We start from the raw sequence: 25,809 nt of genomic DNA, 5'->3' as shown, positions 1-25,809 counted from the left end.
CGCCCTCCGTATCCCTACCGCAGCGACCCCTAGGGAGCGAGGTAACGACCGCGTAGCGAGTCGGTGACTGAAGCGAAGCGAAGTCAAATTTAAAAGGACCCGTTGCATAAGAAAGTACAGAAACCCGCGGCGGCTCATAAGGAAGGGAAAACCTCTGTGATCTCCGCCTGAACGAAAAATGGACAAACAAGTTTCTCACGGAGCACACAGAGGTTTTCTTCGCGAAGAACCTTTTTAATTATTTGGATTTAGTCGGAGTTCCTACATCGTTTTGAAAACGGCCCCCACCCTGGTTCGGGTGGAGGAGGTGGGCTCGTGGGAGAAGCCGTTTTTCCTTTATCATAAAATCTTAAAATTTACAACTATTAATTCCGACTGAATTTGTAGGAGCTCCTACATCGCTATAGAAAAAGAAAATCCTTGACTTAAGCGAAGATAACCGCGGCAGCGATGCGCAGATCTTTAGTCCGGGCAAAGCCCGGATGAGCGTTAGCGAAATCGAAGCAGCGCGATCCGAGCTTAGCGAGCGAGCCGCCCCAAAAGCCCTAATCCTTCTAGGAACTTGTCCGTATATTTCCAAGGTCTTTTCTTACCAAAATCAAACATGATACAATGAGAGATGGATTCACAGGAAACTTTACCGTCGGATTTTCGGATTAATTTTTGGAATGCCTTACATCTTGAGCCTGAGATCTCACCGAACTGAGTTTCTATGAGAGCGGTATCAGGGTAACGGATTTCTGCCTTATAATCTGTTTCTCCCCTTAGGATCATTGGACCTATGTTATCTAATTTCATTTGAGAGAAAGAAAGGCCTGCTTCTTCCAAAGCAACCATTCGTCCTTCATGAAGAAATACTTGGAAGTTCCCGACATTCAAATGGCCGTTCGGATCACATTGGCTCCATAACACCGGGATTTCATAAAAGAATGATTTAGAGATTTGCATATACTTCTCCTATTCTTCTAACCTGGAGAGAGTGAAAATTTGGAAAAGAGGAAATTATTGTTTTATATCAAATTATTTATTGGTTGGAAAAACAAAGTATAGGATCAGAAACTTTTCCAGCCAAGATAAAGGTACGAAGTCCCCAAGAGAATACATACAGGTGAATAAACTAGGTAATCGTATTTGGCGAATTTGGTATTTTTGATTTTTTTAAAATAACCGACCAATCGAAAATCTCCGATCGCTCTCCCTAAGAAGATAAAGGAGATTAATAAGGAGAAGACCGCGCTTATTCTGTTTGGGGAAAAAATATTTCCGGAGACCCAAAGAGCTACGGCTCCGAATCCAAAAAGTGCAAGCGCGACAAGTAAGGTTAATCCTCTGCTTGGAACAAATGTCGGTTTGCCGTTAGTTTCCGGAATAACAGTGATTGATGTTAACTTTCCACCGAATGCCCAGTAGACATGTAATGCAGATAAAAAAAATAAAATACCACCAGTAAACAAGCCGATCCATCTTTCTATCTGCATTTTAATCTCCGAAAAAATATAAATATCCAACTTTAAATCCACGATCCATATTGGAATCGACCCTTGTCTGTAACATCAATGAAAAAGTTAAATATCCGTTTTGGTTGGTTGGGTATTGGATCCCAGGGGCGATCACAAAGTAATCCGAATATGGAGTAATCGTATTGGATATAGTAGTTCTGTGACTAAATTCCAGAAGCAGATTTGTTTTAGAAGCTAGGCTATAGGAGAATGTTAGCCCTGAATATAAGAATCTTTTAAAGTTCTCTTCAGCAGTCTCTTTTCCGGAAGAATTTGTTTCCGATTCAAAATTTGCAGTTCCTTGCATGGAGAATGCTCCGAATCTTTTTAATCCGCCAAAATAGGCTCGGAGCAAAAATAGATCCGGATTGATGTCCGCTTCTTTCGGTTGGGAAACGGAAGGCCCTAAAAATTGGATTCCACCTCCAAAGGATGCAAAATCCGTTTTTACATAATATTTTGCACCCACTGCCCATCTATCCCAGCCGCTCCAAATTTTTCTGGTAGTGGAATAATGGTCTACATATCCATAATTTGCTGTGACTGAAAATTGATCCGTAAGTTTCATTTCTCCGGATGCTGAGATCTTTCTATCTCTTTCGTAACCATCCTCTTGTCGGGGAGTTCTATCCGTTGCTGTTCCTGCAATGTAAACTTTATTATATATTGCCAATTCTTGATTCAAGTTCGGATGTACCGGTCTTTCTTCATTTCCTGGGGCGGACAATAAAGGAATTATAAAAACAGAATATGAAAAAACCAAGGTTATAAGACTTTTTATTTTCATTCTTATTGCCTTAGTCATTCAGATACAAAATGGGGAAGAATGGTTTAAATTTTTCTCTGACAGCTTTAGAAAGAATGTAATATCCGTTTTTATTAGGATGGTTCCCATCGGTTAACATATCGTCTTGGATCATTAGTTCTGTGTCTATTCTTGGAACGAAATTGATCTTTTCTTTCATTTCTGCGGTAATCATTGCTACGGCAACTGTGGGCCAAGGAAATTTAATATTCCAAAGATTTAATGCGACCACATGTTCACATCTTGTCAAAAGTATCTGTATACTTTGGATTTGTCTGTTGATGGTTGCGTCTACCTGACTTTGGGTGGGAGAATAATTTAACAGGAAATCGTTAATCCCCCCTTCATACAAACATGCGTTATAACGATTTTTGTCATTCTGCACAGAACTAAGGATTTTGTTAGTATCTATGCCGGGAGTAGCAAACTTGACAATGTTGAAATCAGAGAGTTGTTCCTCTACAGGCCAGGAAGCAACGATACTATCTCCATACATTGCCAAAGAAGGTTTTGAAAGATAAGAGATTAATTTTTCAGGATCAGAAGAAGGATCTTTATCGCAGTTGGTAAGCGGAAATACTATGAGCAGAAGTAAGGCAGGGTTTAAGTTTAAGAATAAACTTTTCCACTGGCCTTTTAACTTCTGCATGAATACATTCTTTTTAAAAAGAATGTTTCGTTTAAACTAATTTTTTAGCGGCTCCGATCGCAGCTTCGTAATTCGGCTCACTCGCGATCTCAGGAACTAATTCCACATATTGAACGGTATCATTCTTATCTAGAACGAAAACTGCTCTTGCAGAAAGTCCTTGTAAACCTCCGTCTGCGATATGAGTTCCGTAAGCTTTTGAAAAGGAGAAGTCCCTGAATTGAGAAAGTGTTACCAGATTCGGAGAATCTAATCCTTCCATAGTGCAAAAACGATTCATCGCAAAAGGAAGATCTCCGGAGACAACCACTGTTACAATCCCATCTAACTTTGTTGCTCTTTCATGGAACTTTTTAGTTTCCATTGCGCATACGGATGTATCTAAACTTGGGACTGAAACTAAGATTTTCACTTTTCCGTTATAATCTTTGAGAGACTTGGTGCTTAAGTCTTTTGCCGTTCCATGAAAGTCGGGAGCCTTTGCTCCTACCTCTAATAGTTTTCCTTCTAGTTGAACTGGGTTACCTTTAAGAGTGACGCTTGCCATTTTTATTTCCTTGGGAAGGGATGATACGTCGGAAGTCGATTTGGGCAACGATAAAAAGTTCTTGCAAATTTTTATCCGTAAATCGTGAATATCTTAAGCGGTTTATCCGTCATTTTCTACGTAATGAATAAATTAGGTCTTCAGTCTAACCAAACCCTTTGGGTCGTCCTCTGGATGGTGGTAGTGGTCACGCTACCCTGGTCAGGCTTTACGCCCTAAGGTTCTTTCGTAGGCAGCAATCCTCGAAAAGCCCCTCTCGGCGTAAAGCCGAGGGGGGCTTTTTTTATTTCTACACTGTGTGAGGCAAAAATGGAAACGATTACTGAAAAAAACAAGGCCTGGCTTCGAGAAGATAAGGTTCCCGGGAATGGAGCCGAACTGATCGTTGCTTATTTAAAAAGAAGAAGGATCCATAATGTATATGGGATCCCTGGCGGCGCTAATTTGCCGTTATACGATGCACTTCATAATAGTGGAATACGTCATATTCTAGCAAGACATGAGCAAGGTGGTGGATTTATGGCTCAGGGAGAAGCCAGAGTCACTAAAAAACCTGCAGTTTGTCTGGCATCCTCCGGCCCAGGAGTTACAAATCTGATCACCGCTGTTGCGGATGCAAAATCTGATTCTATACCATTAGTCGCAATCACAGGTCAGGTGCCTTTATCTCTCATTGGAACGGATGCATTCCAAGAGATAGATACTTATGGATTATCATTACCTATTACTAAAAAAACTTATTTAGTTCGTTCCGTATCAGAACTCATACGAGTTTTACCGGAAGCTTTTCAAATTGCAGAAGGGCCAAGACCTGGCCCAGTTTGGATAGATGTTCCCAAGGATGTTCAAGCCTCTCCAATTTCACTTTCTATGTCCCAGATAGAATCGATTTGGAGTTCTCAAGAAGAAACAAATTCACCTAAGATCTTTATATCTGAAGCGGATAAACTTAGATTTTATTCTTTATTAGAAAATTCTAAAAAACCCGTTTTGTATATAGGAGGAGGAGTTACGGGTTCAGGCTCGGAAGACCTGATCTTGAAATTGGCGGAAACTCAGGATATTCCGGTAGTTTGTACATTGATGGGTTTAGATTCTTTTTCTCAAACTCATGAGTTATCTTTAGGAATGCTTGGAATGCACGGAGCTCCTTATACGAATCGGTTATTATTTGAGTCCGATCTACTTTTAGCATTTGGAGTTCGTTTCGATGATAGGGCTACCGGAAAATTAGAAACATTCTGTCCGAATGCAAAAGTAATCCATGTAGACATCGATTATAAGGAAATCGGAAAATTAAGAAGACCTGATTTTGGATTCTGCTCCGATCTAAAATACTTTTTAGAGAATATGGGAGATTTCCCGATTCACAAAAGAGAAGAATGGAGAGAGCAGATACGTTCTTATAAAGAACAATATCCATTAAATTCTGTTACTACTTCTAAAGGTTTTTCTCCTCAGGATATTATCTTACATGTTGCTAAAGTTTTAGGGCCGAATGCAAGGATTAGTACCGATGTAGGCCAACACCAGATGTGGGTGGCTCAATATTATCCATTTCAGAAAAGTGGAACCTTTTTGACTTCCGGTGGATTGGGCACTATGGGCTTCGGCTTACCTGCAGCAATTGGAGCTTCTCTTGCGGATCCAAATTCTAAGATCGTTTGTTTTTCCGGGGATGGATCGATACTGATGAATATTCAGGAATTGGATACTTTGAGCGAACTACAATCGGATCTTAAAATTATAATATTCGATAATCGGAATCTGGGACTGGTTCGTCAGCAGCAGAATTTGTTTTACGGAAGCAGGTACAATGGCAGTGCTTATCCTTCTCATTCTAAGTTTTCAAAGATAGCCAATGCTTTTGGAATTTCCAGTTTAGATCTGGGAGAAGAAGGAAAAAATTTAGAAGATCTGGAAAACTTTCTGAAAGAGAAAGGGCCTGGATTGATTGTTGTTCCGATCGATCAGGATCTTCAGGTTCTTCCTATGGTTCCTCCTGGAAAAAGTAATTTGGAGATGCTCTTAGGTTGAGAACTAACCTTAACAAGCTGATCTTATTATTCGAAGATTTCCCGTTCGAGATATCGTTCGGGAAGTCTGAGCTTTCTTTATATTTGTGCAATATTTCTTTCTTTCTATTCTCTAACTCCTCTTGGTGGCCCTCCCGGGCCTAATTATATCTACATTCTATTTTTATAATGAATTTCCGGGTATTTACGCACCGGAACAACCATAAGGAGACGACTATGTCCATAGACATACAAAATATTAGAAAAGATGCAGATTCACTTTTTCCAAGACCAATCATTCAACCTTTTCCATTAAAGGAAGAAGGTCTCTTGGAATATTTCCAAAAATTAATGGAAGAGGCCGAGGTTGCGGTACTATTCGAAAGTCTCGGACCCGAATCGGATAATTCCAGATACAGTTTTATTTCGGGTTTTCCTAAGAGGCTCTTCAAAGCAAAGGGAGATAAATTAGAATGTGACGGAAAAGAGATCGGAAAAGGGAATCCATACCAATTATTCTCTGAAATTTTTCCTCCTAGAAAATCTTTCTTAGAATATACGGAGACAGGCGGAGGAGGGCTATACGGTTATCTTTCCTATGAAGCCGCAAACGATATGGAACCAAGCCTTCTTCTAAAAGAACATCCTAAATTTCCTAAGTTCTGTTTTGCTTGGATGGAAGATGGTATCCTCTTGGACAGAAGAACTGGAGAGTCCAAATATTTTCATTACGGAACAGATCGATATAATCTGTTCGAAGAAATTTATAAAAAGAATACTCCAGGCAAAGGAAAATTCCAATCCGTCGATTTAGGTTTTTCTAAAACAAAAGAAGAGCATAGATCCATGGTGGATGAAGTTTTGGAAGAGATCAGAAAAGGAAATACATTCCAATGCCAGGTAGGTTTTCGAAAAACTTTTTTAGTGGGAGAAGATAAGAATACGATTACCAGAAAAAGAGGAGACTTCGAATTATATAGGTCTGTCCGGAAAATAAATCCTTCTCCTTTTATGTTCTTCATGAGTTTTCCCGGAGAAGTCCATCTGGGAGCAAGCCCTGAACTTCTATTTAGGTTGAAAGACGGACTCGCTGAAAGTTTTCCATTAGCAGGTACAATTAGAAGAGGAACAAACGAAGAAGAAGATCAGAAGTTTGCACTCCAACTTCTTTCCGACCCTAAAGAGATAGCGGAGCATAATATGCTTGTGGATCTGCATCGAAACGACCTCGGAAGAGTTTCTAAATTCGGAACTGTAAAAGTGAGAGATTCTTTTGCTCTCAAAAGATTCAGTCATGTGCAACATCTATCTACTGAAGTTTCGGGGATCTTGAGAGCAGGCCAGGATATGTTTTCAGGTTTAGCTTCTTCTTTTCCCACAGGGACGTTAAGCGGTGCTCCCAAAATAGAATCTATGAAGATCATTCATAGAATAGAGAACGATCCAAGAGGACCTTACGGAGGAGCTGTGGGAAGATTCGGATTTGACGGGAATTGTTCCTTCTGTATTCCGATCCGAAGTTATTTCAGAAAAGAAGAAGAGGCAGTGGTCCGCGCTTCAGGTGGGATCGTTATGGATTCAGATCCAGATGCGGAATACCAAGAGATCGGTCATAAATTAGGAGCAGTCCTGAAGGCGATGGAGGCAGCTCAATGAAAGTGTTATTAGTAGATCACCATGATTCATTTTCCTATAATCTATTCCAACTTATAGGAGAAATATTAGAAGAAGAGTTCCCTTATAGATTTAGATTGGATGTGATCCGTCAGAATGAAACAGATGTTTCCAAAGTCCTAAAGGATAGATACGATAAAATTGTACTTTCTCCCGGACCAGGAACTCCGGAAGATCCTGAATATTTCGGTTGTTCTATGGAAATTCTGAAACAATTAGGAGGAGAGATCCCTATTCTAGGAGTTTGTCTTGGAATGCAAGGTATGGCTCATTTTGCGGGTGCAAATATTATAAAAGCAGAATATCCTATGCACGGAAAGATTTCCGAGATCAAAACCGACGGGAAGGGAGTATTTCAAGATCTTCCTTCCGATCTGAAAGTAATGAGATATCATTCTTTGGTGGTGGATGAGAATTCTTTAGGAAAAGAATGGGAAAGAACTGCATATGCAGGTTCTGAACTCATGGGTATTCGTAATCGGAAAAAAAGAATGGAAGGTGTTCAATTTCACCCGGAATCCTTTGCGACTGAGGGCGGAAGGAGAATGCTTTCTAATTTTCTAATATAGCTCAGGAAGCCAGGGAGGAAGGAGGGTCTTTTAGAAATTCTTGGATCCTTTCTCCCAAATCTTCTATCCGGAAAGGTTTTCCTAAATAATCGTCCATGCCGGCTTCTGCACATGCTCTTCTGTCTTCGGTACTGTCATGGGCGGTGACTGCGATGATCCAAGGAACCTTTCTGGTACTAGGTTTTTTCTTTAAGATCCTAGCTACTTCGAGTCCGCTCAACTCGGGCATTTGAATATCTAAAAGAAGAAGGTCCACTTCATTCTCTTCCCAATATGCCAAGGCGTCTATTCCGTTAGAAACGACTGAAGAAGTTAATCCTAATTTTTCCAACATCTTCTGGATCAATCTCTGGTTCACAGGATTGTCTTCCGCTATTAGGATTTTCAGATCTTTATGTGCGGAAAAATCGAAATGGATCCGATTTTTAGATTCAGCGATTTGGGCCTTTTCTGAAAGATTCGCTTTTGGAAGAGTCATTTCTAAAATAAATTTAGAACCTTTACCCACTTCACTTTCTACTGATATATTCCAATCCAATGCCTCACAGATCCGTTTGCAGATGGAAAGTCCTAAACCGGTTCCACCATATTTCCTAGAAATAGAAATATCAGTTTGAGAGAATGCTTCGAATAAGGTCGGGATACGATGTGCTTCAATGCCTATGCCCGTATCTTTTACACTCAAAGAAAGAGTGATCTCAGTTTCACTTTCTTTTTCTAAGTCCAACTCTACGGTTACTCCGCCTTTTTCTGTGAACTTCAGTGCGTTAGAAACTAAATTAGAAAGGATCTGTCTTACACGAATAGAATCGGATTTTACATCGATATTCTCTCTCGCAGGAGGAAAGATTGTTTTGAATGCTAATCCTTTCTTGAACGCTTTGTCGGATGCTTCTTCTGCATATCTTTCCAAGAGGGATATTAAATCGAATTCTTTAAAACTGAAATGTAATGAACCCGATTCTGCTTTACTAAAATCGATTACATCGTTGATCAATCGGATTAGTTGTTCCGAACTTTCAGTTAACGATTCTAGATATTCTTTTTGAAGTTCAGAATTACTTGTTTGATGTAGTAGATCCACCATTCCTAGGATACCATGCACTGGAGTTCTAAGTTCATGATTCATATTGATAAAGAATTGTTCTTTAGCTTTTTGTAATTCTAACGCGACAGCTTGTAGTTGGATCAGTGATTGGGATTTAGCATCCAACTCCATAAAAGAAACCACTGAATTTGCCAAAGCTTCTAAAGCTTGTATCTCTGCCTCTGATAATTTTTTAGGCTGCGTATCTAATACACATAATGTTCCTAAAACATAACCATCAGGAGTCCTTAATGGAGCCCCGGCATAAAATCTGATATTCGGATCGTTTACAACGAACGGATTTTGTTTGAATCTCGGATCTAAATGAGCGTCTTCTACTATTAAGGTCTTGTTTTCATAAAGTGCAAATTGGCAAAAGGACTCTCGCCTTGGGGTTTGTTGATCCTTTATGCCCAGTCGGGCTTTAAACCACTGCCTTTCCGAGTCGATCAGAGAAACCAATGCCATCGGAGCCCCGCAAATTAGGGAGGCAGCTTTAATGATCCCGTCGTATTTTTCTTCAGGAGGAGTATCTAGAATTCTATAACGTTTTAATGCTTGTACCCTTTCTTCTTCGTTTTCGGGTAGGGGAGCGACGCTATAAGGAAGATTTTCCATAATGAAATGTGATATTATTTGAGACTAAAAAATAATGCGGCATATTCTCACTTTTGAAAGTAAAAACACAAGAATTTAACTTATTAGAGATCATTTTAAGGATCAATCATGGATGACCTGAAAATTACGAATTCCTAAGGTTTTGCCTTGAGAAAGGATCTCTTGCAATTTTCGGATATCTTTCCTTGTGTTTTCGAACGCCTTGGAGAATATCCAGGATCGAAAAACTTTAGAAAACCCGGATAATTCCATCTGGCTTGTAAAAAGGATTTTAGTATCCGTATCGGAACCTTTAGGGTCGGGGTAAAAGGAGAAGGTCTCAGTCTGATCTGAAAATCTGCTCTTGATCCGTATCACCAATCTACTCGGATACTTGGATTCTAAAATTTGGTATTCGAACTTACATGAGAAAAACCAAAACTTGGTTTTCACTTGAAAGCTAGGAGTACTTTCATTTTTTTTAAAGGAGAGAATATTCCCCGACCAGTCAGGCAGACGTTCGAAATTAGAAACGTAATCGAACGCTCTGCTCAAAGAAATCGGCACAGTAAAAGCAATAGTAGTCGTCGCCATGGAAACTTCTCTCTTTCTTTAAAAAGAATTCCCTTAGGATCCTTTTTCGAGTCCAATGTACTATAGAGAGGAAATATGGGTTTTAGACGAATAACCGGAACAAGAATCGCCGAAAAAACTATCGAAGGTGGAGGATTTCCAGTCCGCAGACCATTCCCAGTTCCGCAATTTTCTTATTGGGACCCGTTTTTACTTTTAGATGAAATGGGACCTGTTACTTACGAACCAGGCAAAGCAATAGGTGCTCCAGATCATCCTCACAGAGGTTTCGAGACCGTTACGTATCTTCTATCCGGAGAAATGGAACATAGAGATTCCTGGGGCCATTCAGGAAAATTAAAAGAAGGTGGGATCCAATGGATGACTGCAGGAGCCGGGCTCGTACATTCAGAACTTCCTTCTGCCGATTTTCAGTCCAGAGGTGGAAGAATGCATGGGTTCCAGATCTGGGTGAATCTCCCAAGGGATAAAAAACTTATTTCCCCGAATTATCAAGAGATGGATTCATCCGAGCTCCCAGTGGCAGAAAAAGACGGCGTTTGGGCAAAAGTAATTGCGGGAGATCTTTGGGGAACCAATGCGATCATCCAAACTCAGACACCAATTGTATTCTTCCATTTAAAACTTTCTCCAGGTTCTTATGCAGAAGTGCCTGTTCCGAAAGATTATAATATTCTAGCATACCCGTTTGTGGGCGCAGGTACTGTAATCGATACGGATGCAGAACACGATCTTGTAGAGGGTGAAACAGTTTTTTACCAAGGCGGAGAAGGTAGTATAGGCCTTCGCGCTCCCGAAAATTTTGCCTGGGAAGTTTTGATCCTTGGGGGACAACCTCTGAATGAACCGGTAGCACGTTATGGCCCTTTTGTGATGAGCACCCCTCAAGAAATACAACAGGCTTTTGAGGATTATTCCGCAGGAAAAATGGGGACAATATAATCCAAATCGTATTTTAGGATCTTTTTAGGAGAGTGGATTGTATTCTGGTTCCTCAAAAAAAGTAATCGTAATCGGCGGCGGAGCTGCGGGGTTTTTCGGAGCCATCCAAACTAGAATTCTCTCCGATGGAAAAGTTTCCGTATCTCTTTACGAAAAATCCCCAAACGTACTTTCCAAAGTTAAAATTTCAGGAGGAGGAAGATGTAATGTCACTCATTCCTGTTTTGATCCGGAAGAATTATCCAAACGTTATCCAAGGGGAGAGAAGGAACTTAAAAGAGCCTTTGAGACATTCCAACCAAAGGACACCATCCGTTTTTTTGAATCGAGGGGAGTGAAATTAAAAGCGGAGAATGATGGTAGAATGTTCCCCATCACTGATAATTCAGAAACCATCATCAACTGCTTACTAGAAGAAGCCAAAAAATCAGGAGTAAAGATCCAAACCAAAATTTCTATATTAGGAATTTATAAAAATGAAGATCCGGACGGAAAAAGATTCAGGATACAAACGGAAGAAGGAGAAGAGTATTTTGATTCTGTTCTGATAGCGAGCGGTTCCTCTCGTAAGGTTTGGGGATGGCTGGAAAATATGGGTCATTCTATAGAACCTCCTGTTCCTTCTTTATTTACTTTCGAGATCTCAGATCCATTATTAGATGGATTCCAGGGGCTTACTGTATCGGATGTTGAGATTATATTCAAAAACTCTAAACTAAAACAAAGAGGCCCCGTTCTTTTTACACATTGGGGCTTAAGCGGTCCGGCGGTTCTTAAACTTTCTGCTTGGGCAGCTCGAGAATTATTCGATTCAGATTATAAAGCGGAATTACTTGTAGATTGGGTCCCTAATCATTCCAGACAAGAATTGAGAGAAATATTTTTAGAAAAGAAGAAGGATAGTCCTTCTAAAAAACCGGGAAGTCGTTCCGAATTCGATCTCCCGTCCAGATTTTGGGAAAGAGTTTGGGAGAAGTCTTGTGGTTCGGAAAAAAGATGGTCCGAAATTTCTTCCAAAGAATTTCACCAGGCAGAAGAGATCTTAAAAAGAACCGTTCTGAAAGTTTCCGGCAAAGGGGTTTTTAAGGATGAGTTCGTGACTTGTGGTGGAGTTCGCCGCAAGGAAGTGGATTTTTCTAAAATGGAAAGTAGGTTTCATCCAGGACTTTATTTCGCAGGAGAAGTTTTGGATATAGACGGTATCACAGGTGGATTCAATTTCCAAAATGCCTGGACCACTTCTTTTATTGCTGCTAAAGCTTTGGCGACGACTTAATCCCAGGGTTCCGGATAAGAACTAAATCCCAAACGATTCCCATCCGGGTCTTTGAAATATTTTGTGTAATCAGTTTTCTCTATAAAAGAATTTCCGAATAAGGAATCTATCTTTACTCTTTCTTCCTTTTTTGGAGCGGAGAAGATAAGTGCATGAGGTGCCTTAGGATCTTCTTCTCTTTCTATCATGATACGAACTGCTCCCGCTAAAAACCAAGAGGATCTGAGTTTGCCATCCTGATAAAAATGATCCTTTTCGAAAGATAAACCTGGGATAGTTATATAAAAATTTTTTAATGTTTCCGGATCTTGCGTGGAAATCGCTATATGATGGATCATTCCATGATCACCAGATCTGAATATTCGGGATGTCTTTTAAGATAAGTTTGCACAAAGGAACAGTTCGGAATAATCTTTTTCGTTTCTGCCCTTGCTGTTTTAAGAGCGGCTTCTGCAAGTTGAGAAGCGATCCCTTTTCCTCTGAAATCAGTCGGGACAAAAGTATGATATAGATCCCAAACATGGGAACCGATCTCTCTATAAACCAAATGAGCTTCTCTTCCGTCTTGTAGGATCAGGAATTTTTTGCCTGCAATATCATGTTGGACTGAATTCATTTTGCCCTCTATGGATTCGACTCTATTGAAGGAGGTTTCGTAAAGCTAAAACAATAGAATTCGATCAAGTTTTAAAAATCAAGCAAACGGAAGTTCCACCTGTGTTTTTCAGATCCAGTTCCGCTTTGAGCTGGGTACACAGTGAACGAATGATCATTAGGCCCAAAGAAGAATCCTGATCCTGCTTTTTAGAAGAAGTTTGTCCAAACCATTCTTGGATCCTAGGCATTCCTACACCGTCATCTCTAACAGTAAGATGGACCTTATTTTCTTTTACCTTTAACTGAACGAAAATATTTCCTTTTGCGTCATTTGGAAATGCATGTTTGAGAGAATTTGAGATCAGCTCAGTTACGATTAAACCACATGGGATCGCCTTCTCCATGGAAAGTCTAATCGGATCCATATCCGCTTCAAAGCCGATTCGATTCCCGGACGGGAAATAAGAAGTGACTAGATGTCTTAAAAGAGAATCCAGATATGTTTTCATATCCACATTCGCAAATTTATCCTGCTTGTAGAGGTGATCGTGGATCATCGCCATTGCAGTAATCCTGCTCTGTGCCTTAGACAAAACTTCGGAAGTAGAAGATTCAGTAGAATACATGTTTTGTAAGTTCAGCATTCCTGAAACTATCTGCAGATTGTTTTTGACCCTGTGATGGATCTCGTGGAGAAGTACTTCTTTCTCCCTTAAATTTTCTTCCAAGGTCCTTTCGATCTCTATTCTGGTAGCAATCTCTTTTTCTAAAGTACGTTTGGATCTGTATATATGAGCTTTTCTTAATCTAAGATTTGTAAGATATTCATGCCTTCTCTGTACACTTTCCTGTAATCCCCTCATTAGGATAGTTAGAGGAACACATACGATCGTATTCGCGATTAAAAAGTTTAAACCTACCACATATAATCTTTCCGGAGCCATGGCCCAAGGAAGGCTCAGATAGAATTGCGCTCTGGAAGCTATAAAGACAGCTATCATATTTGCTAAAAGTCCGAATAGAGAAGGAGTGAGTCCGAATAAAACTCCTGCGAGCACAGGAAAAGGAAATAGCCAGAGTAATCCTCCACCTTCCGGACCTACGAATATTAAAAGAGAAAGCCCTAAACAATAATTCATTGTTAAGATCAATGTGGCCTTAATCGAAAAGTTTATTTTTTTAACGATTAGAAGTAGGTAGACTAGACCTAATGAAAATGAATCTACCCATAAAACTTCAGTTTTACCTTCTGTCCATGCAAGATATACACTCGGGAAATATACGATAGTTCCGAGGATACTCATCGTGAATAAGATAGAAGTTAAAATGAGTTCTCTCCAAAACGAAAGTCCGGAAGAGACCGGAGCCTTTGGAGTTAGATATCCTTGGATAGATTTGAAAATCCGATCGAGAGGGCCGGATTTTTTTCCTTTTTCCATAGTTGTTATAAATAGACTACAGGAACCTATTAAAACTATGATACTCTAGTTCGAATAAAAAGCGGCAGGGAATTTTAATTGTTTCTATTTTCATAATGAATTATGTAAGATCCTGTTTTCTCATCTTTAAGTAATAGCCTGAAATAAATTGAACACTAATTACTTATGATTAGTTTTTTGTTTTTTCAGAAATCCAAATCGATTTTTAAAACAATTTTTCGTCGCGAAAGTTGCACGTTATTCGAAAGACCATATCATTCTTTATAAAAAAAAGAGGCCCGAAGACCTCTCTGAAGTTGGTAGTTAGGTATAATGGTACGTTTTATTTTTTGGAGATCGCTCCATCCACAGAGAGTTTTCCTCCTCCCTTGATGACCAATGCTAAGGAGATTGCTACCATCAATAGATGGAATTCAAATCCTTCTCCCTTTTGGCTTCCTGCCCAGTTCATAAAGAAACCGTGTTCTGCATGAGGAAGTATTGCGACTGTCATTGCGATCCCAATACCTGCTGCGGCTACTCTTGTAAGAAGACCTGAAAGTAATCCGATAGGTCCCAAAAATTCTGCGATGAATAAAAGTATGACCAAGAAACCAGGAAAGCCTGCGCCGGTTAAGAATGCATAAGTTCCGGAGAATCCATATCCGCCGTACCAGCCTAGTACCTTTTGTGCTCCATGTGGAAACATCACGACTGCAAGTGTTATCCTTAGAATTAAGGATGTTATATCCGAGTCCGTTTTGAGAATTTTCTGAATCATGCTCACCTCCTGAATGATTCTTGTTTATATAGTCTAATGGTTAATAGTTTATTATTAAAGTAATGGGCCGAAAAATCCGAAAAACATAGATCCCTCCTTCATATTACGCGGATTTGAGTCCGACAGTCTTGCAGATCTGTCCTAAATTTTTGAGTTCTTCGTCGCTGAGGCAGGACATCTTGCCCTTCAACTGCTCCAAATAATCTGGGAAAGAAGTTCCGATGAGTTCCTTTCCTTTGTCGGTAAGATTGATGATAAAATAACGTCTGTCTTCTTCGCTTCTGACTCTGATTACTAGACTTCTTTTTTCTAAATTATCTATGATCTGTGTGATGTTTCCTTCGCAGGAAAATATTTTTTGACCGATTTCTTTTTGGCACATAGGGCCAAGATGATAAAGAGTCTCCAAGCATCCGAATTGGCCGCTGGTCAGATTATATTGATTAAGGAATTTTTCCTCCATTGTACGGATGGAATCCGCACATCGGCTTAATTTGATGTAGGCATCGAGCACCTTTACATCTCTAGGCTTTCCTTTATAATGAGTGGCCATAATACTTTAAGATTGAACTATTAATGTATAGACTTCCCTAAAAGAAAAAAGTCAACAAAAAAAGAGGCTAAATACGAATCTTATTCGATTGGACCTAAGTTTTGGAACCTAAATTTCATTCTGGACCATCTGGACATTATATCTTTTGGACATTCTTGGTATTGGTATGGATCCTTTTCCTCAGGCTTTGAGCAGGTATAATCCTTCCAATTGAAAGAAAGATATTTGAAAATCACTTTGCCGGTAATGTTTTCCTTTGGAACGGTTCCCCAGAACCTGGAATCAGAGGAATTTCCTCGATTATCTCCCAGAAAGAAAAACTCATCTTCTCCTAATCTGAATTTTGTATCTGAAGGGTAAGCTCCTTCGTGAAAAGGGCGATCGCCGAAGAAAACTTTATATTTTTTATCTCCGATCTTTTCATAAAAAAGTTTTATCCCTTCTAATGGAATATCATAATCTTCTTGGTTTAAGATTTCTTCCGATGCTTCGATTGGTAGAATTTTCCCATTGATTGAGATTCGCAACGCTGCTTGAGTGGAATCCGGTATTGGTTCATAATAATAATAAATAGTATCTCCGGGAATTCCTATCAGTCTTTTAACGAAACGTATTCTATTCGGGCCTTCTGCTTCTTCTGGAGTGATTGCATTTGAAGGAGGATAAAAAGTGATTAAATCCCCACGTTCCGGAGAAACGGAAAATTTTTTTACGAATATATAGTCTCCGATTTGGAGATTAGGTTCCATTGAGCCGGCAGGAATATAATTCGCATCTATGATATGTTCCTTAAATACCGAGGTTATTAGGATATCACAATTCGTTACAAATAGGAATGACAGAAGGATTATCGAACCTTGAAACCAAACTTTTCGCGATATAGTATTGAAAGAAGTAGGAGTTTTTGATTTTGGATATTTCAGATTAGGCTCCTGTTGGATCCCAGCAGGTCCTGAAGTTCTCATTCCAAGTCTCCATTTCCGCCAAATCCGATTCGCTAAGTTTAAAATCGAATACTTGAGAATTTTCCAAAATCCTTTCTTTTTTGACTGATTTAGGAATGACCACTAATCCTTTGTCGATTGCCCAGCGGATGAGAATTTGAGCCGCAGTTTTTCCGTATTTTGCGGCAAGAGATACAAGTTTTGGATCTGAAATCTTTTGGCCATGGGCGAGGGGACTATACGCTTCCAATACTATATTATTCTTTTTGCAAGTATTTAGAAGTTCGTTTTGGTTTAAGAATGGATGGTATTCTACTTGGTTTACCGTAGGGACAATTTCAGCGTATTCGAATAATTCCTGCAAATGAGGGATTGTATAGTTACTTACCCCGATTGCACGAACCAAACCTTCTTTATACGCATTTTCCAATTCTTTCCAGGCTTGTTTTCTAGTTCCTGCTACGGGAAAATGGATTAGATATAGATCGATCGTGTCCAGTCCTAATGTTTGCAAGGATTCCTCTAAATACTTGCGCGGATTTCTTTGGTCGCTATTCCAAAGTTTTGTAGTGATGAATAATTCCTTTCTTGGGATCCCGCTCTTTTTAATTGCCTCTCCCACATCTGATTCGTTTCCGTAAATTTTAGCAGTATCTATATGTCTGTATCCGAATTCTAAAGCGTTTAAAACCGAATCTATACATTCTTTTCCGGATCTTGTTTTCCAAACTCCCAGACCGAAGATTGGCATCTCTACTCCGTTATTCAATTGGATGGATTGGTTTAAGATTAAATTTTGCATACTTGTTCTTAGACTCCTTCGTGATTGGTTCAGATATTTTCTTCTTTCGAAACAAATCGGCTCTTTATTTTTTGGGAGAAGAAGCCAAATCTGAGAATGTCAAAGACTCTTCTCTCAGATTTAAAACAGATTCCAAAACATTCTCTGCATATACTAAGTCGCTATATCCAGGGCCTTTTGGGAGCCAAGAACCCAAGGTGATAATTCCTAGAAGCTCTGCGTCTCCTGCGAGCTGCTTGCTTGAAAGATTGACTCCTTGGACATTATACAGAAGATCCAAGAACGTTCTTTGTTTTAATCCATTAGGAGATTTTAATGCAACGCAAAGGATCTGATTGTCCTGTTCCATTCGTATCGTACGCACATTTCGGATAGAAGAGAGAGGGATACTTCTTTCTTTATACAATAAGCTGCTTAAGATCGGGATCCTAGTAGAATAACGAAGTTTTAATTCGAGTGAATTTGCGATTACCTCTGTTTTTCTGAATAAAATAAAAACAGTCATCACGGTAGTAATCCCTAGGAAGAAAACGGAAAATGGGACGATGAAGATTAGAAAGATCAGATTTTCAGAATTTTCTAAAAAGGAATTTACGACCGTGAACCATGCCCCATAAAATAAAGTGGGGACCAACATTGTGATAAATGTTTTTCCTATAGATTTAGGTTCTATGATTTCGATCTTTGTTCCTTGATCTTTCGATTCCGTTTTTACCCAAGCGGAAGGTTCGATTTTTTTAGGATCTTGTTTATAAGGGATTTCTTTTGATTCAGGATTTGTGAGTTTAAGATCCGATCTATCCAATACAGGAAGTGGAAGTGCCGTTTTAAAAAATTCTAATCCTTCTTTGAGAGAATTCCCATCTCTAAAAGTTTCTAGTAATATACAACTTCCATCTCTGTATACCAAGTATATGTCCCAGTATTTCCAAGTGCTGTTCGAGTTGATACTATTCCCAGTAGAAGAGGATCTTTCCGCTCTGAATAAAACCAGATAAGAAATGAATTCGGAAAGAGAAAGTTCTACATCTGATTTACCTGTTTCTCTTAAAGAAAGTAGAGAAGTATTTGTTTGGATCTCTATCGTTTTAACTATATGAGAAGCTTTTCTGTAACTTCTCATTGTGATTATAAAAATTGTTACGAGTGAGATGCAGAAGAAAAATCCAAACCCGGGAAAGAGCTTATCCTCTGCAGTTAAGAACATGACTCCGAAAAATAAAGAAGCAATGCTGCCGAATACGCCAAAGGCTAAGATCCCAATAATGAAAGTACATCCGCTCGAATAGGGATTTTTAATATCTTTACGAATACCATCCGGTCCAGAGGTCCAAGAGTCTAAACTCATAATAAAAAGTCCTGAGAATAAAGAAGACTCTAGGAAAATCAATTTTAAAATGAATCCTTCTTGCATTTTGATTCGGATAGGATTCCTTGTTCGTCATGCAAATTAGTACTGCTATTTCTGATTTAGTATTGGCAATCTTCGCCATATGGGCCGGTCTTTCCGTCCAATCTTCCTCTAAAGGAAATGTTTCTAAAAAGGGAGGAGCCTACGGTCTTTTTTTGATCGGGTTAGGTGCACTTCTAGGTGTGGTTTTCTTTTTAGGAGGAGATTGGATCAGCCAAATCTATAGACCTATCGTGCATGTTGCAGGAGTGGTTGGAGTTCCTTGGATCGGGATCGCATTTTTTAATGCAGGTTTCGGTAAAATAAACGGCAAAACTTGGAATCTTCTTAGTTTGATACTTTTAGTTTTAGCCGTATTAAGTTATCTTTATCCTTTGGGTTTATATGCAACGTTGATCGGAGCAATCGCATTGATTGCAGTTCTAGTAGTATGTATCCAAAAATACAAAGGTTCTCATAAGACAGCCGCTTTGTACGGAATAGCTGGGGCTTTACTTTTCATTCTATCCGGACTTGTAATTGGAACTGTAGGAACGATTGCAGGGCTTCCTAGAGTGGATCTATTTCATTATGGATTAGCTGCAGCGTCCTATTGTTTAGGTTATTCTTTAAAAAGGATCGGATAATCCTAAAAAACGCCGCAGATTGTCTATAACTGCGGCGTTACCTTCCTTCTTATTCCACAATCCTTTCTTCATATTTTTCTAATATACGATTTTTTACAGGATTCGATTTCTGGTAAATTTCTTCCGCTTCTGAGCCGTATTGTTTTGCGGATCTATGAGAGATTTCCGGGATTAATTCAATGGAGACCGATCTGGTTGCCCCACCTGCGGGTTTCGTAAAATTAGCTAGGGTATCTCCTCCTTTTATGATGGAATGACTGGGCTGATTGAGTACTGCAAATATTATATGTTTTGCATATGTTAGGCCAGCTCTCGTTCGAGGAGGAGCCAAAGGTTCCATTGGTATCCAACCGAAGGAAGGATGCCATACTTCTGCAATTTTATGATTCAACTCTACTTTTTCTCCTACAGGTAGCCAGTTCCAAGCCATTCTAGCCGGTATCCCTGCGCTCCGTAGTAGAGAGATCTGAGCGTAACTATGCTCCGTACAGGAACCATGTCCATTTTGAAGAACCGTAGGCGCAGGATCGAATCTACCATCCTGCTTATACACCATATTCTTTCGGATGTATTTGTAAACTGATTGTATATATTCTTCCACATTCGAGCTTGAGGATTTTAGTTCATCTCTGATTCGGATAATTTCAGGATCGGATATCTTATAAACCGAAACATCCTCTAAATATTGTTTCCATTCGTTCGGAACCTTCCAATCTTCCCAAGAAGTTTGGAAATTGGTAAGACCTGAATCTATATTATATCTTGTTAATTTAGCAGAATATACTGTTTCTTCCCAGCTTTGCCCCGAGCTTAAAGCGGGGATAGGAATGATCAAGGTACGATTATTTTGTTTATCTTCGGTTAATTTTCCGTTGGGATGGAATTTTTCATCGCTCAGAGTTTGAGAAGAAGTTTCTTGAGGTGGGATGGCGACTGCGATTTCCGTTTCCGGAGAATTTTCCTTAGGAGCGATCTTTAAAACAAAACGGATCGTATCCTTGCTTGGTGAAAATCTATAACTTAGATTTCCTTTGAGCACAGAATTTTCCTGTTTTCCCAAATAGTAATCGTTCCCTATCCGTATTAGATTTTGATAAACTTCGGATTCTGGGCTTAATACTATTAGATCGTTTTTAAAACAGGAGAGTCTGCCCGCTTCTTTGGATTCCAAATGTACGGTAAGACTATTTTTGATCTTATTTAAAATAGGATCATATGAATGTAAATTTGTTCCGTCCTTTGAATGCCAAAAAAAGATCTCTTTTCCCGAACAATCGAATGCAAAGGAAACTTTGGGAAGAGGTAGATCCTTCTGTTCTATTTCAGATCCGGTTTCCTTATCGTAAAAAATCAGTTTATTTTCTCTGATCTCGAAAAGTTTTCCCTGAGCAAAACCTATATTCCCCCAAGAGGCTGTTGTTTGAAAGAAGGGGATCCTTTTTTTAATATCCAAGGAACTGTTCTGCAATACTATAATTTCTTTTTTAAGCCTTACATAAATTTGTTCTTCTTCCTTATCCCACGCGAGACCTCTTACGGTTTCCTTTAGATCCAACCGATTTGCAGCCCCGGTCTTAATATTCCTGATGAGCAAACCGCCGGTGTTCTTTCCGTTTGTGTCCGAAAAATTTGAGGGTAGATAAAGGGTTTCTCCTACCAGCAAACTTCCTTGCGATGATTTGATCTTCTCATCAGGAGCTAAGGGAGAAGGTGAGAATGTTTTCGGTTCTGCGGCCTCCCATTTCATGGGAGAATAAGCCGATTCGGAAGCTAGTTCCATGACGAATAAAGAGAGGAATACGAGGATCGAGAAAAGAGGAACGCGTAAGTAATCCATCCGTTTTTGGACGGATACTGTCCTAAAAATCAAACTGTTTTAAGCAGGGATCTGTTCGGAAACTTGGGTTACCCAAGATGAATAATAGTTGGATAGAGTTCTAAGGAACATCAGGTCCATATCATTTTCCGTTCCAATAGCGCGTAACGCGTTTGCGTATTGTGTTCTGAAATCGGTTAAAGGTGCAGTTTCTTGGATATAATTTCTCATAGACTGAGCCTGTTCCGGACCAAAACCGTATTCAGTAGACCATTTATCGATCAGTGTTCCGCAATTGTACTTACGGGAAAGAAGTATCTGGGCCAAAATATTTCGGAACATATTCTCGATAGAAACGATTGTGATCTCTTTATGATTGATAGAGATCTCAGTGATGATATCGTCCTTCTTATCGATCACCGCTTTGGAAGTTCCCATCTTATTGAAAAATTTAGAAAGATCGTTATAGGCTCTAAAATGTTTTAAGATAAGTTCCCTATCTTTTACATCCACAGTTCTTTGGTCTTCCGGATGACTCATCTCTTGAAGGATAGACTCGATCACCTGAAACATGATATCAAATGTGAACTGAGTGGATTTGCCTAAAAAATATCTGATCTCGTTTTGGAAAGCTGCATGTATAGAAGCGAAAAAAGAATCCAGTTTTTCAGGATTTAGAACGGTAGAAGTCTTGAATACGGAGATCATATCCCGGACGAATTTAGCCCTATCTAGGATCGGGAATTGTTCAGGATGATTGGAATGAGTGCGGATAAAAGTCTCTTTAACAACTTTGACCGAACCTCCCCGAACTTCTTCACTTCGAAATAATACTCGATAGAGAAGAACTGAGATCTCTCGGGAAGTTTTTTTATCTTTCAGAGTTTTTAAGTCAGAAGCTTCGAGATTTTCTCTACTTCCTGCAGGCTTGCTCTGGATTTCTCCCATGAATGGTTATGCCGATATTCCCGAACGAATGTTAGGTCGATCTTGGTATGAAAAAGTTAATTGTAAAGCAGATTTGGTTGATGAGGTAGAAATCCCATTGATTTTTCAACTAAGCGTTCGAAAATCGAGCGAAATCTATGCAAAAAATTATCGGACCCGAAAATCAAGTACACTATGGAGTTTGGGATGGTCCGATCGAATTCAATCATCACGATTTTACTCTTCTGGATTTTTTCGGAAAGGAGATCAAAGGGCTCAAAAAGAAGTTCGCTTTCCATTCTTTCAATTATCTAGGGATCATGATGGAAGACTGCTTGGTCGGAATTGCGGCAGTGAGTCTCGGATATGCGTATAACGTGTTTGCTTATCTGTATAAATTCGATCAGGGAAAAGTTTACGAATTCGATGTAAAAGGACCCGACTTAGGTCTTGCTTTAAAATTCCCGGCCAATCCTGATGAATACGAGATCTCTTTCAAAAAGGGAAAGTCCTTCTTGAATATTCGCAAATCCCATTCAGAAGGAAAACTTCTACTCGATGCAAACTTTGGGAATAAATTAGAGATCTCTGGAGAATTTCCATATTCTCTTATTACTCATAATCCGCTTAGGGTCTTAAATCCTTCCGAGCCAAGTCGTTGGACATTTACTGAAAAATGTTCTCCTTTGATTCCCGATCGTATCAGCGTAAAATATGAGAAGAAGGAGCTCGTTCGAGATCCTTCCAGAACCACTATGGTTTACGATTGGTCCGGTGGTTATTTAAGAAGAGAGACAAATTGGTATTGGGCCGCGTTCTCTTCCGTTCTTCCGGATAGGACAAAGATAGGTGCTAATTTTGCCGCTTTAGTAAACGAAAGTTTTTTTCCGGAGAACGCGTATTGGATCGATTCTGAAAGACAGAGGGTCAGCAGATGTATATTCGATTTTTCTCATAAAGATCCATACAAACCTTGGAGACTTTGGGACGAAGAAGGGCGTATCCGCTTAGAATTCGAACCAAAGGGAGAAAGAAGAGAAAAAGTAAATCTGATCTGGACCAAATTGTATTTTAGACAATTTGTAGGAAAATTTTCAGGAAGTTTTAGACCGGAAAAGGGAAGGGAAGTCCAGATCAAAGATGTCTGGGGATTCACGGAATTCCACAGGTCTCTTTGGTAGTTTCACAAATTGAAATCTGAAAATCCAAATCGTATCTTATCTATAGATCTTTTGAGAGGCCTAACGGTGGCAGGTATGATCTTGGTAAATAATCCGGGCACCTGGTCCAATATGTATTGGCCTCTCAAACATGCTAAATGGGACGGATGTACTCCGACCGATTTGGTGTTTCCATTTTTTCTTTTTGTGGTAGGCGCTTCTATTCCTTATTCGATTTCAAATGGAATACAAGAATTTCCTAAAATACTAAAACGAGCATCTATCCTGATCTTTTTGGGATTATTTTTGAATTTTTTCGGAGAATGGAGTTTTTCTAATCTTAGATTTCCTGGAGTCTTGCAGAGAATAGGATTCGCTTATTTTTTCGGAGCGATTTTATATCGTGAGAAAAATCTAAAATTCAGGATCTTTCTATTCTTAACCTTACTGATCTCTTATTGGTATTTACAGGAATTTATCCCTCCTCCTGGAGCTTTAGAGCCAAGCATGAAAGAAGGAAAAGATTGGGGAGCTTGGATAGATAGAGAAGTTTTTGGACAAGCTCATTTATGGAGATTCGGTAAGGTCTGGGATCCGGAAGGACTTTTGACTTCTTTCACATCGATTGCTTCCGTATTCTGCGGGATTTTTGCGGGAGAATTTATAAAAGATTCTTTGGAGAAGAAAGAATCTCTTCTTTCTATTTCCGGAAATATAACATTAGGTGCTTTTGCAGTGCTACTTATTGGTGGTGTATGGGGAATTTATTATCCCATCAATAAAAGTTTATGGACCGGAACTTATTCTCTTTGGACTGCCGGCTGGGCCTTGCTCGTTATTTCATTATTTTTGATTTTAGAAAAGTTTGATAGAATTGAGTTTAAGGTTTTGCAAAGTTTCCTTCTTCCTTTCGGGAAGAATGCTTTGCTTGTGTTTTTTGGTTCCGGGATTTTTGCCAGAAGTTTGAATATAATTATGGTCTCTTCTCCGGAAGGGAAAAAGATCCCTTTAAAAAATCTGATCTACCAAGAATATTATAAAAGCTGGATAGATTCTCCGGAGTTGAGTTCCTTTCTTTATTCTATAACTGTGCTGGCCTTATGGTTTTTGATCCTTTTCTTTTTGGATAAAAAAAGACTGTATTGGAAAATTTAAGAACTGAGCAAATGTTTTGTCACTGCGAGTATCCTAACCCTACGAAATTGAGAGAAAATATAAAAAACGCCGCTTTTCCCGGAGGAAAAACGGCGTTGATAGCTCGGAAAATTAGAAATTAAATTCTTTCGATCACGGTTGCAATACCCATTCCCCCGCCTATGCAGAGTGTAATGAGTGCGTAACGTTTGTTCCTTCTTTCTAATTCGTCCAACGCTGTTCCGAGAAGAATAGCTCCTGTCGCTCCCAGAGGATGTCCTAAAGCGATTGCTCCTCCATTTACGTTGATCTTCTCAAGAGGGATACCTAAAGTTTTTTGGGTATAAAGTACTACTGAAGCGAATGCCTCGTTGATTTCCCAAAGATCGATATCTTCTACTTTTAGCCCTGCCATATGGAGTGCTTTTTTGGAAGCAGAAACAGGCCCAGTCAACATAATGGTTGGGTCTTCTCCGGTAGCCACAGTAGAAAGGATTTTTGCTCTTGGCTTTAATCCGTATTTTTTGATACCTTCGTCGTTAGCGATTAATACGGAAGCAGCACCATCCACGATCCCGGAAGAGTTTCCGAGTGTGTGGATATGGTTGATCTTTCCTACATCTGGATAGGATTTAAGAGCGATCGCATCTAGTTCTCTTTCTCCAACAGTTTTGAAAACTGCACCTAAGCCGGAAAGGAATGCGTAGTCGGATTCGATACGAGGGTTCTCGTCAGTATCCACTACTGTCCCATCTTCTAACTTAACCGGAATAATGGATTTTTTGAACGCGCCTTCTTTGATTGCCTTGTCTGCTTTCAATTGAGAAGACTCTGCGAATTTGTCCGCTTCTTCTCTGGTGATATTATACTTAGTAGCGATCAGGTCGGCAGAAATTCCTTGAGGAACAAGATTATAATGTTTTTGTATATTAGGATTTCCTATATTAAAATCTCTATCTCCTAAGTCTGCTCCCATTTTTACTCGGCTCATGGATTCTACTCCACCACCTAAACCTACAGCCATTGCTCCCGATTGAACATGGTTTGCGATATTATTCACTGCCTGTAATCCGGATCCGCAGAAACGGTTCACTGTATATCCAGGAACGGAATTCGGCCATTGTGCAGCCATGACCGCATAACGGGCGATACATGCAGCTTGGTCATCCACTTGGGAAACACAACCTAATACAACTTCTTCTACAACTTCCGGTTTTAATCCGTTTCTTTCTTGGATTGCTAATAGAGTAGAGGCGGAAAGTTCTTGTGGGTGAACGGATGCAAGTGTTCCTCTTTTTTTACCTTTCCCTCTTGGGGTGCGAACCGCATCGATAACGTATGCGTTGGACATAGTATTTCTCCTATAACGAAAGCCGTTCGGTTATT

26 protein-coding genes are annotated in these 25,809 nt (G+C 39.5%); 8 read left to right on the top strand and 18 right to left on the bottom strand.

The genetic code is table 11. The features are described from left to right. Positions 1-519: 519 nt before the first annotated feature. The 5 genes from EHO65_RS00965 to tpx form a co-directional block, all read right to left on the bottom strand. On the bottom strand, positions 520-948 hold the full coding sequence (locus EHO65_RS00965; protein ID WP_135772383.1) for an acyl-CoA thioesterase: 429 nt from the start codon (positions 946-948) through the stop codon (positions 520-522). 104 nt (positions 949-1,052) lie between these two features. Then, positions 1,053-1,478: a DUF3995 domain-containing protein gene (locus EHO65_RS00960; protein ID WP_135772382.1), complete on the bottom strand. Its 426-nt coding sequence runs from the start codon at positions 1,476-1,478 to the stop codon at positions 1,053-1,055. 1 nt (position 1,479) lies between these two features. Further along, positions 1,480-2,286, bottom strand: a complete 807-nt coding sequence (locus EHO65_RS00955; protein WP_135772381.1) for a hypothetical protein — start codon at positions 2,284-2,286, stop codon at positions 1,480-1,482. 10 nt (positions 2,287-2,296) lie between these two features. Further along, positions 2,297-2,953, bottom strand: coding sequence for an SGNH/GDSL hydrolase family protein (locus EHO65_RS00950; protein ID WP_135772380.1), 657 nt, complete (start codon positions 2,951-2,953; stop codon positions 2,297-2,299). Positions 2,954-2,984: 31 nt separating this feature from the next. Beyond that, entirely contained in the window at positions 2,985-3,500 is a 516-nt protein-coding gene (tpx, locus tag EHO65_RS00945; protein WP_086448258.1) for a thiol peroxidase, read from the bottom strand. Between the two features lie 309 nt (positions 3,501-3,809). On the opposite strand from tpx, the gene ilvB reads away from it, so the two are divergent. The 3 genes from ilvB to EHO65_RS00930 all read left to right on the top strand — a co-directional run bounded on the left by ilvB (position 3,810) and on the right by EHO65_RS00930 (position 7,758). Then, the gene (gene ilvB, locus EHO65_RS00940; protein ID WP_135772379.1) at positions 3,810-5,537 is read left to right on the top strand and encodes a biosynthetic-type acetolactate synthase large subunit; all 1,728 of its coding nucleotides are present in this window, start codon (positions 3,810-3,812) and stop codon (positions 5,535-5,537) included. Positions 5,538-5,752: 215 nt separating this feature from the next. Next, positions 5,753-7,171 carry an anthranilate synthase component I family protein gene (locus tag EHO65_RS00935; RefSeq protein ID WP_135772378.1) on the top strand — a complete coding sequence of 473 codons (1,419 nt, stop codon included), beginning with the start codon at positions 5,753-5,755 and terminating at the stop codon, positions 7,169-7,171. Next, complete coding sequence (locus EHO65_RS00930) at positions 7,168-7,758, top strand: anthranilate synthase component II (protein WP_135772377.1); 591 nt, start codon at positions 7,168-7,170, stop codon at positions 7,756-7,758. Before EHO65_RS00935 ends, EHO65_RS00930 begins: the two co-directional genes overlap by 4 nt. Before the next feature lies 1 nt (position 7,759). Here the strand turns inward: EHO65_RS00930 and EHO65_RS00925 are convergent, their stop codons facing one another. After that, complete coding sequence (locus EHO65_RS00925) at positions 7,760-9,463, bottom strand: hybrid sensor histidine kinase/response regulator (RefSeq protein ID WP_135772376.1); 1,704 nt, start codon at positions 9,461-9,463, stop codon at positions 7,760-7,762. Between the two features lie 102 nt (positions 9,464-9,565). Beyond that, complete coding sequence (locus tag EHO65_RS00920) at positions 9,566-10,036, bottom strand: LIC13081 family protein (protein WP_135772375.1); 471 nt, start codon at positions 10,034-10,036, stop codon at positions 9,566-9,568. Positions 10,037-10,111: 75 nt separating this feature from the next. Between EHO65_RS00920 and EHO65_RS00915 the strand changes: the two genes are divergently transcribed. Together EHO65_RS00915 and EHO65_RS00910 are read left to right on the top strand one after the other, a co-directional pair. Next, positions 10,112-10,978: a pirin family protein gene (locus EHO65_RS00915; RefSeq protein ID WP_135772374.1), complete on the top strand. Its 867-nt coding sequence runs from the start codon at positions 10,112-10,114 to the stop codon at positions 10,976-10,978. A gap of 37 nt (positions 10,979-11,015) precedes the next feature. Beyond that, a complete protein-coding gene (locus EHO65_RS00910; protein WP_135772373.1) occupies positions 11,016-12,254 on the top strand; it encodes a BaiN/RdsA family NAD(P)/FAD-dependent oxidoreductase in 1,239 nt (412 codons plus the stop codon). Here EHO65_RS00910 and EHO65_RS00905 read toward each other — a convergent pair. The 8 genes from EHO65_RS00905 to EHO65_RS00870 all read right to left on the bottom strand — a co-directional run bounded on the left by EHO65_RS00905 (position 12,251) and on the right by EHO65_RS00870 (position 18,697). Beyond that, positions 12,251-12,592 carry a VOC family protein gene (locus EHO65_RS00905; protein WP_135772372.1) on the bottom strand — a complete coding sequence of 114 codons (342 nt, stop codon included), beginning with the start codon at positions 12,590-12,592 and terminating at the stop codon, positions 12,251-12,253. The genes EHO65_RS00910 and EHO65_RS00905 overlap by 4 nt on opposite strands. Further along, entirely contained in the window at positions 12,589-12,870 is a 282-nt protein-coding gene (locus EHO65_RS00900; RefSeq protein ID WP_100710983.1) for a GNAT family N-acetyltransferase, read from the bottom strand. Before EHO65_RS00900 ends, EHO65_RS00905 begins: the two co-directional genes overlap by 4 nt. 64 nt (positions 12,871-12,934) lie before the next feature. After that, entirely contained in the window at positions 12,935-14,290 is a 1,356-nt protein-coding gene (locus EHO65_RS00895) for a sensor histidine kinase (RefSeq protein ID WP_135772371.1), read from the bottom strand. Positions 14,291-14,612: 322 nt separating this feature from the next. Then, entirely contained in the window at positions 14,613-15,050 is a 438-nt protein-coding gene (locus tag EHO65_RS00890) for a DoxX family protein (protein ID WP_135772370.1), read from the bottom strand. Positions 15,051-15,153: 103 nt separating this feature from the next. Continuing rightward, positions 15,154-15,603 (bottom strand): MarR family winged helix-turn-helix transcriptional regulator, encoded by a 450-nt coding sequence (locus tag EHO65_RS00885; RefSeq protein ID WP_135772369.1) that lies wholly within the window; start codon positions 15,601-15,603, stop codon positions 15,154-15,156. Positions 15,604-15,683: 80 nt separating this feature from the next. Continuing rightward, positions 15,684-16,568, bottom strand: coding sequence for a signal peptidase I (lepB, locus tag EHO65_RS00880; protein WP_135772368.1), 885 nt, complete (start codon positions 16,566-16,568; stop codon positions 15,684-15,686). Further along, entirely contained in the window at positions 16,528-17,349 is an 822-nt protein-coding gene (locus EHO65_RS00875) for an aldo/keto reductase (protein WP_135772367.1), read from the bottom strand. Before EHO65_RS00875 ends, lepB begins: the two co-directional genes overlap by 41 nt. Before the next feature lie 64 nt (positions 17,350-17,413). Further along, positions 17,414-18,697 carry a hypothetical protein gene (locus tag EHO65_RS00870; protein ID WP_244243391.1) on the bottom strand — a complete coding sequence of 428 codons (1,284 nt, stop codon included), beginning with the start codon at positions 18,695-18,697 and terminating at the stop codon, positions 17,414-17,416. Positions 18,698-18,792: 95 nt separating this feature from the next. On the opposite strand from EHO65_RS00870, the gene EHO65_RS00865 reads away from it, so the two are divergent. Continuing rightward, positions 18,793-19,386: a DUF6962 family protein gene (locus tag EHO65_RS00865; protein WP_135772365.1), complete on the top strand. Its 594-nt coding sequence runs from the start codon at positions 18,793-18,795 to the stop codon at positions 19,384-19,386. Positions 19,387-19,435: 49 nt separating this feature from the next. Here the strand turns inward: EHO65_RS00865 and EHO65_RS00860 are convergent, their stop codons facing one another. Both EHO65_RS00860 and EHO65_RS00855 read right to left on the bottom strand, forming a co-directional pair. Next, complete coding sequence (locus tag EHO65_RS00860; protein WP_244243390.1) at positions 19,436-21,133, bottom strand: transglutaminase-like domain-containing protein; 1,698 nt, start codon at positions 21,131-21,133, stop codon at positions 19,436-19,438. Between the two features lie 129 nt (positions 21,134-21,262). After that, positions 21,263-22,150 (bottom strand): LIC_13029 family protein, encoded by an 888-nt coding sequence (locus EHO65_RS00855; RefSeq protein WP_135772363.1) that lies wholly within the window; start codon positions 22,148-22,150, stop codon positions 21,263-21,265. Between the two features lie 137 nt (positions 22,151-22,287). Between EHO65_RS00855 and EHO65_RS00850 the strand changes: the two genes are divergently transcribed. Beyond that, entirely contained in the window at positions 22,288-23,310 is a 1,023-nt protein-coding gene (locus tag EHO65_RS00850) for a DUF2804 domain-containing protein (protein ID WP_135772362.1), read from the top strand. A 9-nt stretch (positions 23,311-23,319) separates the two neighbouring features. Then, positions 23,320-24,444, top strand: coding sequence for an acyltransferase family protein (locus tag EHO65_RS00845; RefSeq protein WP_135772361.1), 1,125 nt, complete (start codon positions 23,320-23,322; stop codon positions 24,442-24,444). A gap of 118 nt (positions 24,445-24,562) precedes the next feature. Here EHO65_RS00845 and EHO65_RS00840 read toward each other — a convergent pair whose 3' ends face one another. Beyond that, positions 24,563-25,774 carry an acetyl-CoA C-acetyltransferase gene (locus EHO65_RS00840; RefSeq protein ID WP_135772360.1) on the bottom strand — a complete coding sequence of 404 codons (1,212 nt, stop codon included), beginning with the start codon at positions 25,772-25,774 and terminating at the stop codon, positions 24,563-24,565. Positions 25,775-25,809 lie beyond the last annotated feature (35 nt).

Source organism: Leptospira andrefontaineae (genome assembly GCF_004770105.1).
Lineage (GTDB): Bacteria > Spirochaetota > Leptospiria > Leptospirales > Leptospiraceae > Leptospira_B > Leptospira_B andrefontaineae.
Note: the sequence above shows the minus strand (reverse complement) of the source record. Positions and strands in the feature narration are given on the sequence as shown.

What these genes read in the sequence shown, in the direction of transcription:
- EHO65_RS00905 (WP_135772372.1), bottom strand. Translation starts at nt 12,592, where the DNA reads ATGATCCATCATATAGCGATTTCCACGCAAGATCCGGAAACATTAAAA.
- EHO65_RS00840 (WP_135772360.1), bottom strand. Translation starts at nt 25,774, where the DNA reads ATGTCCAACGCATACGTTATCGATGCGGTTCGCACCCCAAGAGGGAAA.
- EHO65_RS00935 (WP_135772378.1), top strand. Translation starts at nt 5,753, where the DNA reads ATGTCCATAGACATACAAAATATTAGAAAAGATGCAGATTCACTTTTT.
- EHO65_RS00890 (WP_135772370.1), bottom strand. Translation starts at nt 15,050, where the DNA reads ATGATTCAGAAAATTCTCAAAACGGACTCGGATATAACATCCTTAATT.
- EHO65_RS00855 (WP_135772363.1), bottom strand. Translation starts at nt 22,150, where the DNA reads ATGGGAGAAATCCAGAGCAAGCCTGCAGGAAGTAGAGAAAATCTCGAA.
- EHO65_RS00965 (WP_135772383.1), bottom strand. Translation starts at nt 948, where the DNA reads ATGCAAATCTCTAAATCATTCTTTTATGAAATCCCGGTGTTATGGAGC.
- EHO65_RS00850 (WP_135772362.1), top strand. Translation starts at nt 22,288, where the DNA reads ATGCAAAAAATTATCGGACCCGAAAATCAAGTACACTATGGAGTTTGG.
- EHO65_RS00950 (WP_135772380.1), bottom strand. Translation starts at nt 2,953, where the DNA reads ATGCAGAAGTTAAAAGGCCAGTGGAAAAGTTTATTCTTAAACTTAAAC.
- EHO65_RS00870 (WP_244243391.1), bottom strand. Translation starts at nt 18,697, where the DNA reads ATGAGTTTAGACTCTTGGACCTCTGGACCGGATGGTATTCGTAAAGAT.
- EHO65_RS00920 (WP_135772375.1), bottom strand. Translation starts at nt 10,036, where the DNA reads ATGGCGACGACTACTATTGCTTTTACTGTGCCGATTTCTTTGAGCAGA.
- EHO65_RS00895 (WP_135772371.1), bottom strand. Translation starts at nt 14,290, where the DNA reads ATGGAAAAAGGAAAAAAATCCGGCCCTCTCGATCGGATTTTCAAATCT.
- ilvB (WP_135772379.1), top strand. Translation starts at nt 3,810, where the DNA reads ATGGAAACGATTACTGAAAAAAACAAGGCCTGGCTTCGAGAAGATAAG.
- EHO65_RS00900 (WP_100710983.1), bottom strand. Translation starts at nt 12,870, where the DNA reads ATGAATTCAGTCCAACATGATATTGCAGGCAAAAAATTCCTGATCCTA.
- EHO65_RS00875 (WP_135772367.1), bottom strand. Translation starts at nt 17,349, where the DNA reads ATGCAAAATTTAATCTTAAACCAATCCATCCAATTGAATAACGGAGTA.
- lepB (WP_135772368.1), bottom strand. Translation starts at nt 16,568, where the DNA reads ATGAGAACTTCAGGACCTGCTGGGATCCAACAGGAGCCTAATCTGAAA.
- EHO65_RS00860 (WP_244243390.1), bottom strand. Translation starts at nt 21,133, where the DNA reads ATGAAATGGGAGGCCGCAGAACCGAAAACATTCTCACCTTCTCCCTTA.
- EHO65_RS00955 (WP_135772381.1), bottom strand. Translation starts at nt 2,286, where the DNA reads ATGAAAATAAAAAGTCTTATAACCTTGGTTTTTTCATATTCTGTTTTT.
- EHO65_RS00885 (WP_135772369.1), bottom strand. Translation starts at nt 15,603, where the DNA reads ATGGCCACTCATTATAAAGGAAAGCCTAGAGATGTAAAGGTGCTCGAT.
- EHO65_RS00865 (WP_135772365.1), top strand. Translation starts at nt 18,793, where the DNA reads ATGCAAATTAGTACTGCTATTTCTGATTTAGTATTGGCAATCTTCGCC.
- EHO65_RS00930 (WP_135772377.1), top strand. Translation starts at nt 7,168, where the DNA reads ATGAAAGTGTTATTAGTAGATCACCATGATTCATTTTCCTATAATCTA.
- EHO65_RS00925 (WP_135772376.1), bottom strand. Translation starts at nt 9,463, where the DNA reads ATGGAAAATCTTCCTTATAGCGTCGCTCCCCTACCCGAAAACGAAGAA.
- tpx (WP_086448258.1), bottom strand. Translation starts at nt 3,500, where the DNA reads ATGGCAAGCGTCACTCTTAAAGGTAACCCAGTTCAACTAGAAGGAAAA.
- EHO65_RS00960 (WP_135772382.1), bottom strand. Translation starts at nt 1,478, where the DNA reads ATGCAGATAGAAAGATGGATCGGCTTGTTTACTGGTGGTATTTTATTT.
- EHO65_RS00915 (WP_135772374.1), top strand. Translation starts at nt 10,112, where the DNA reads ATGGGTTTTAGACGAATAACCGGAACAAGAATCGCCGAAAAAACTATC.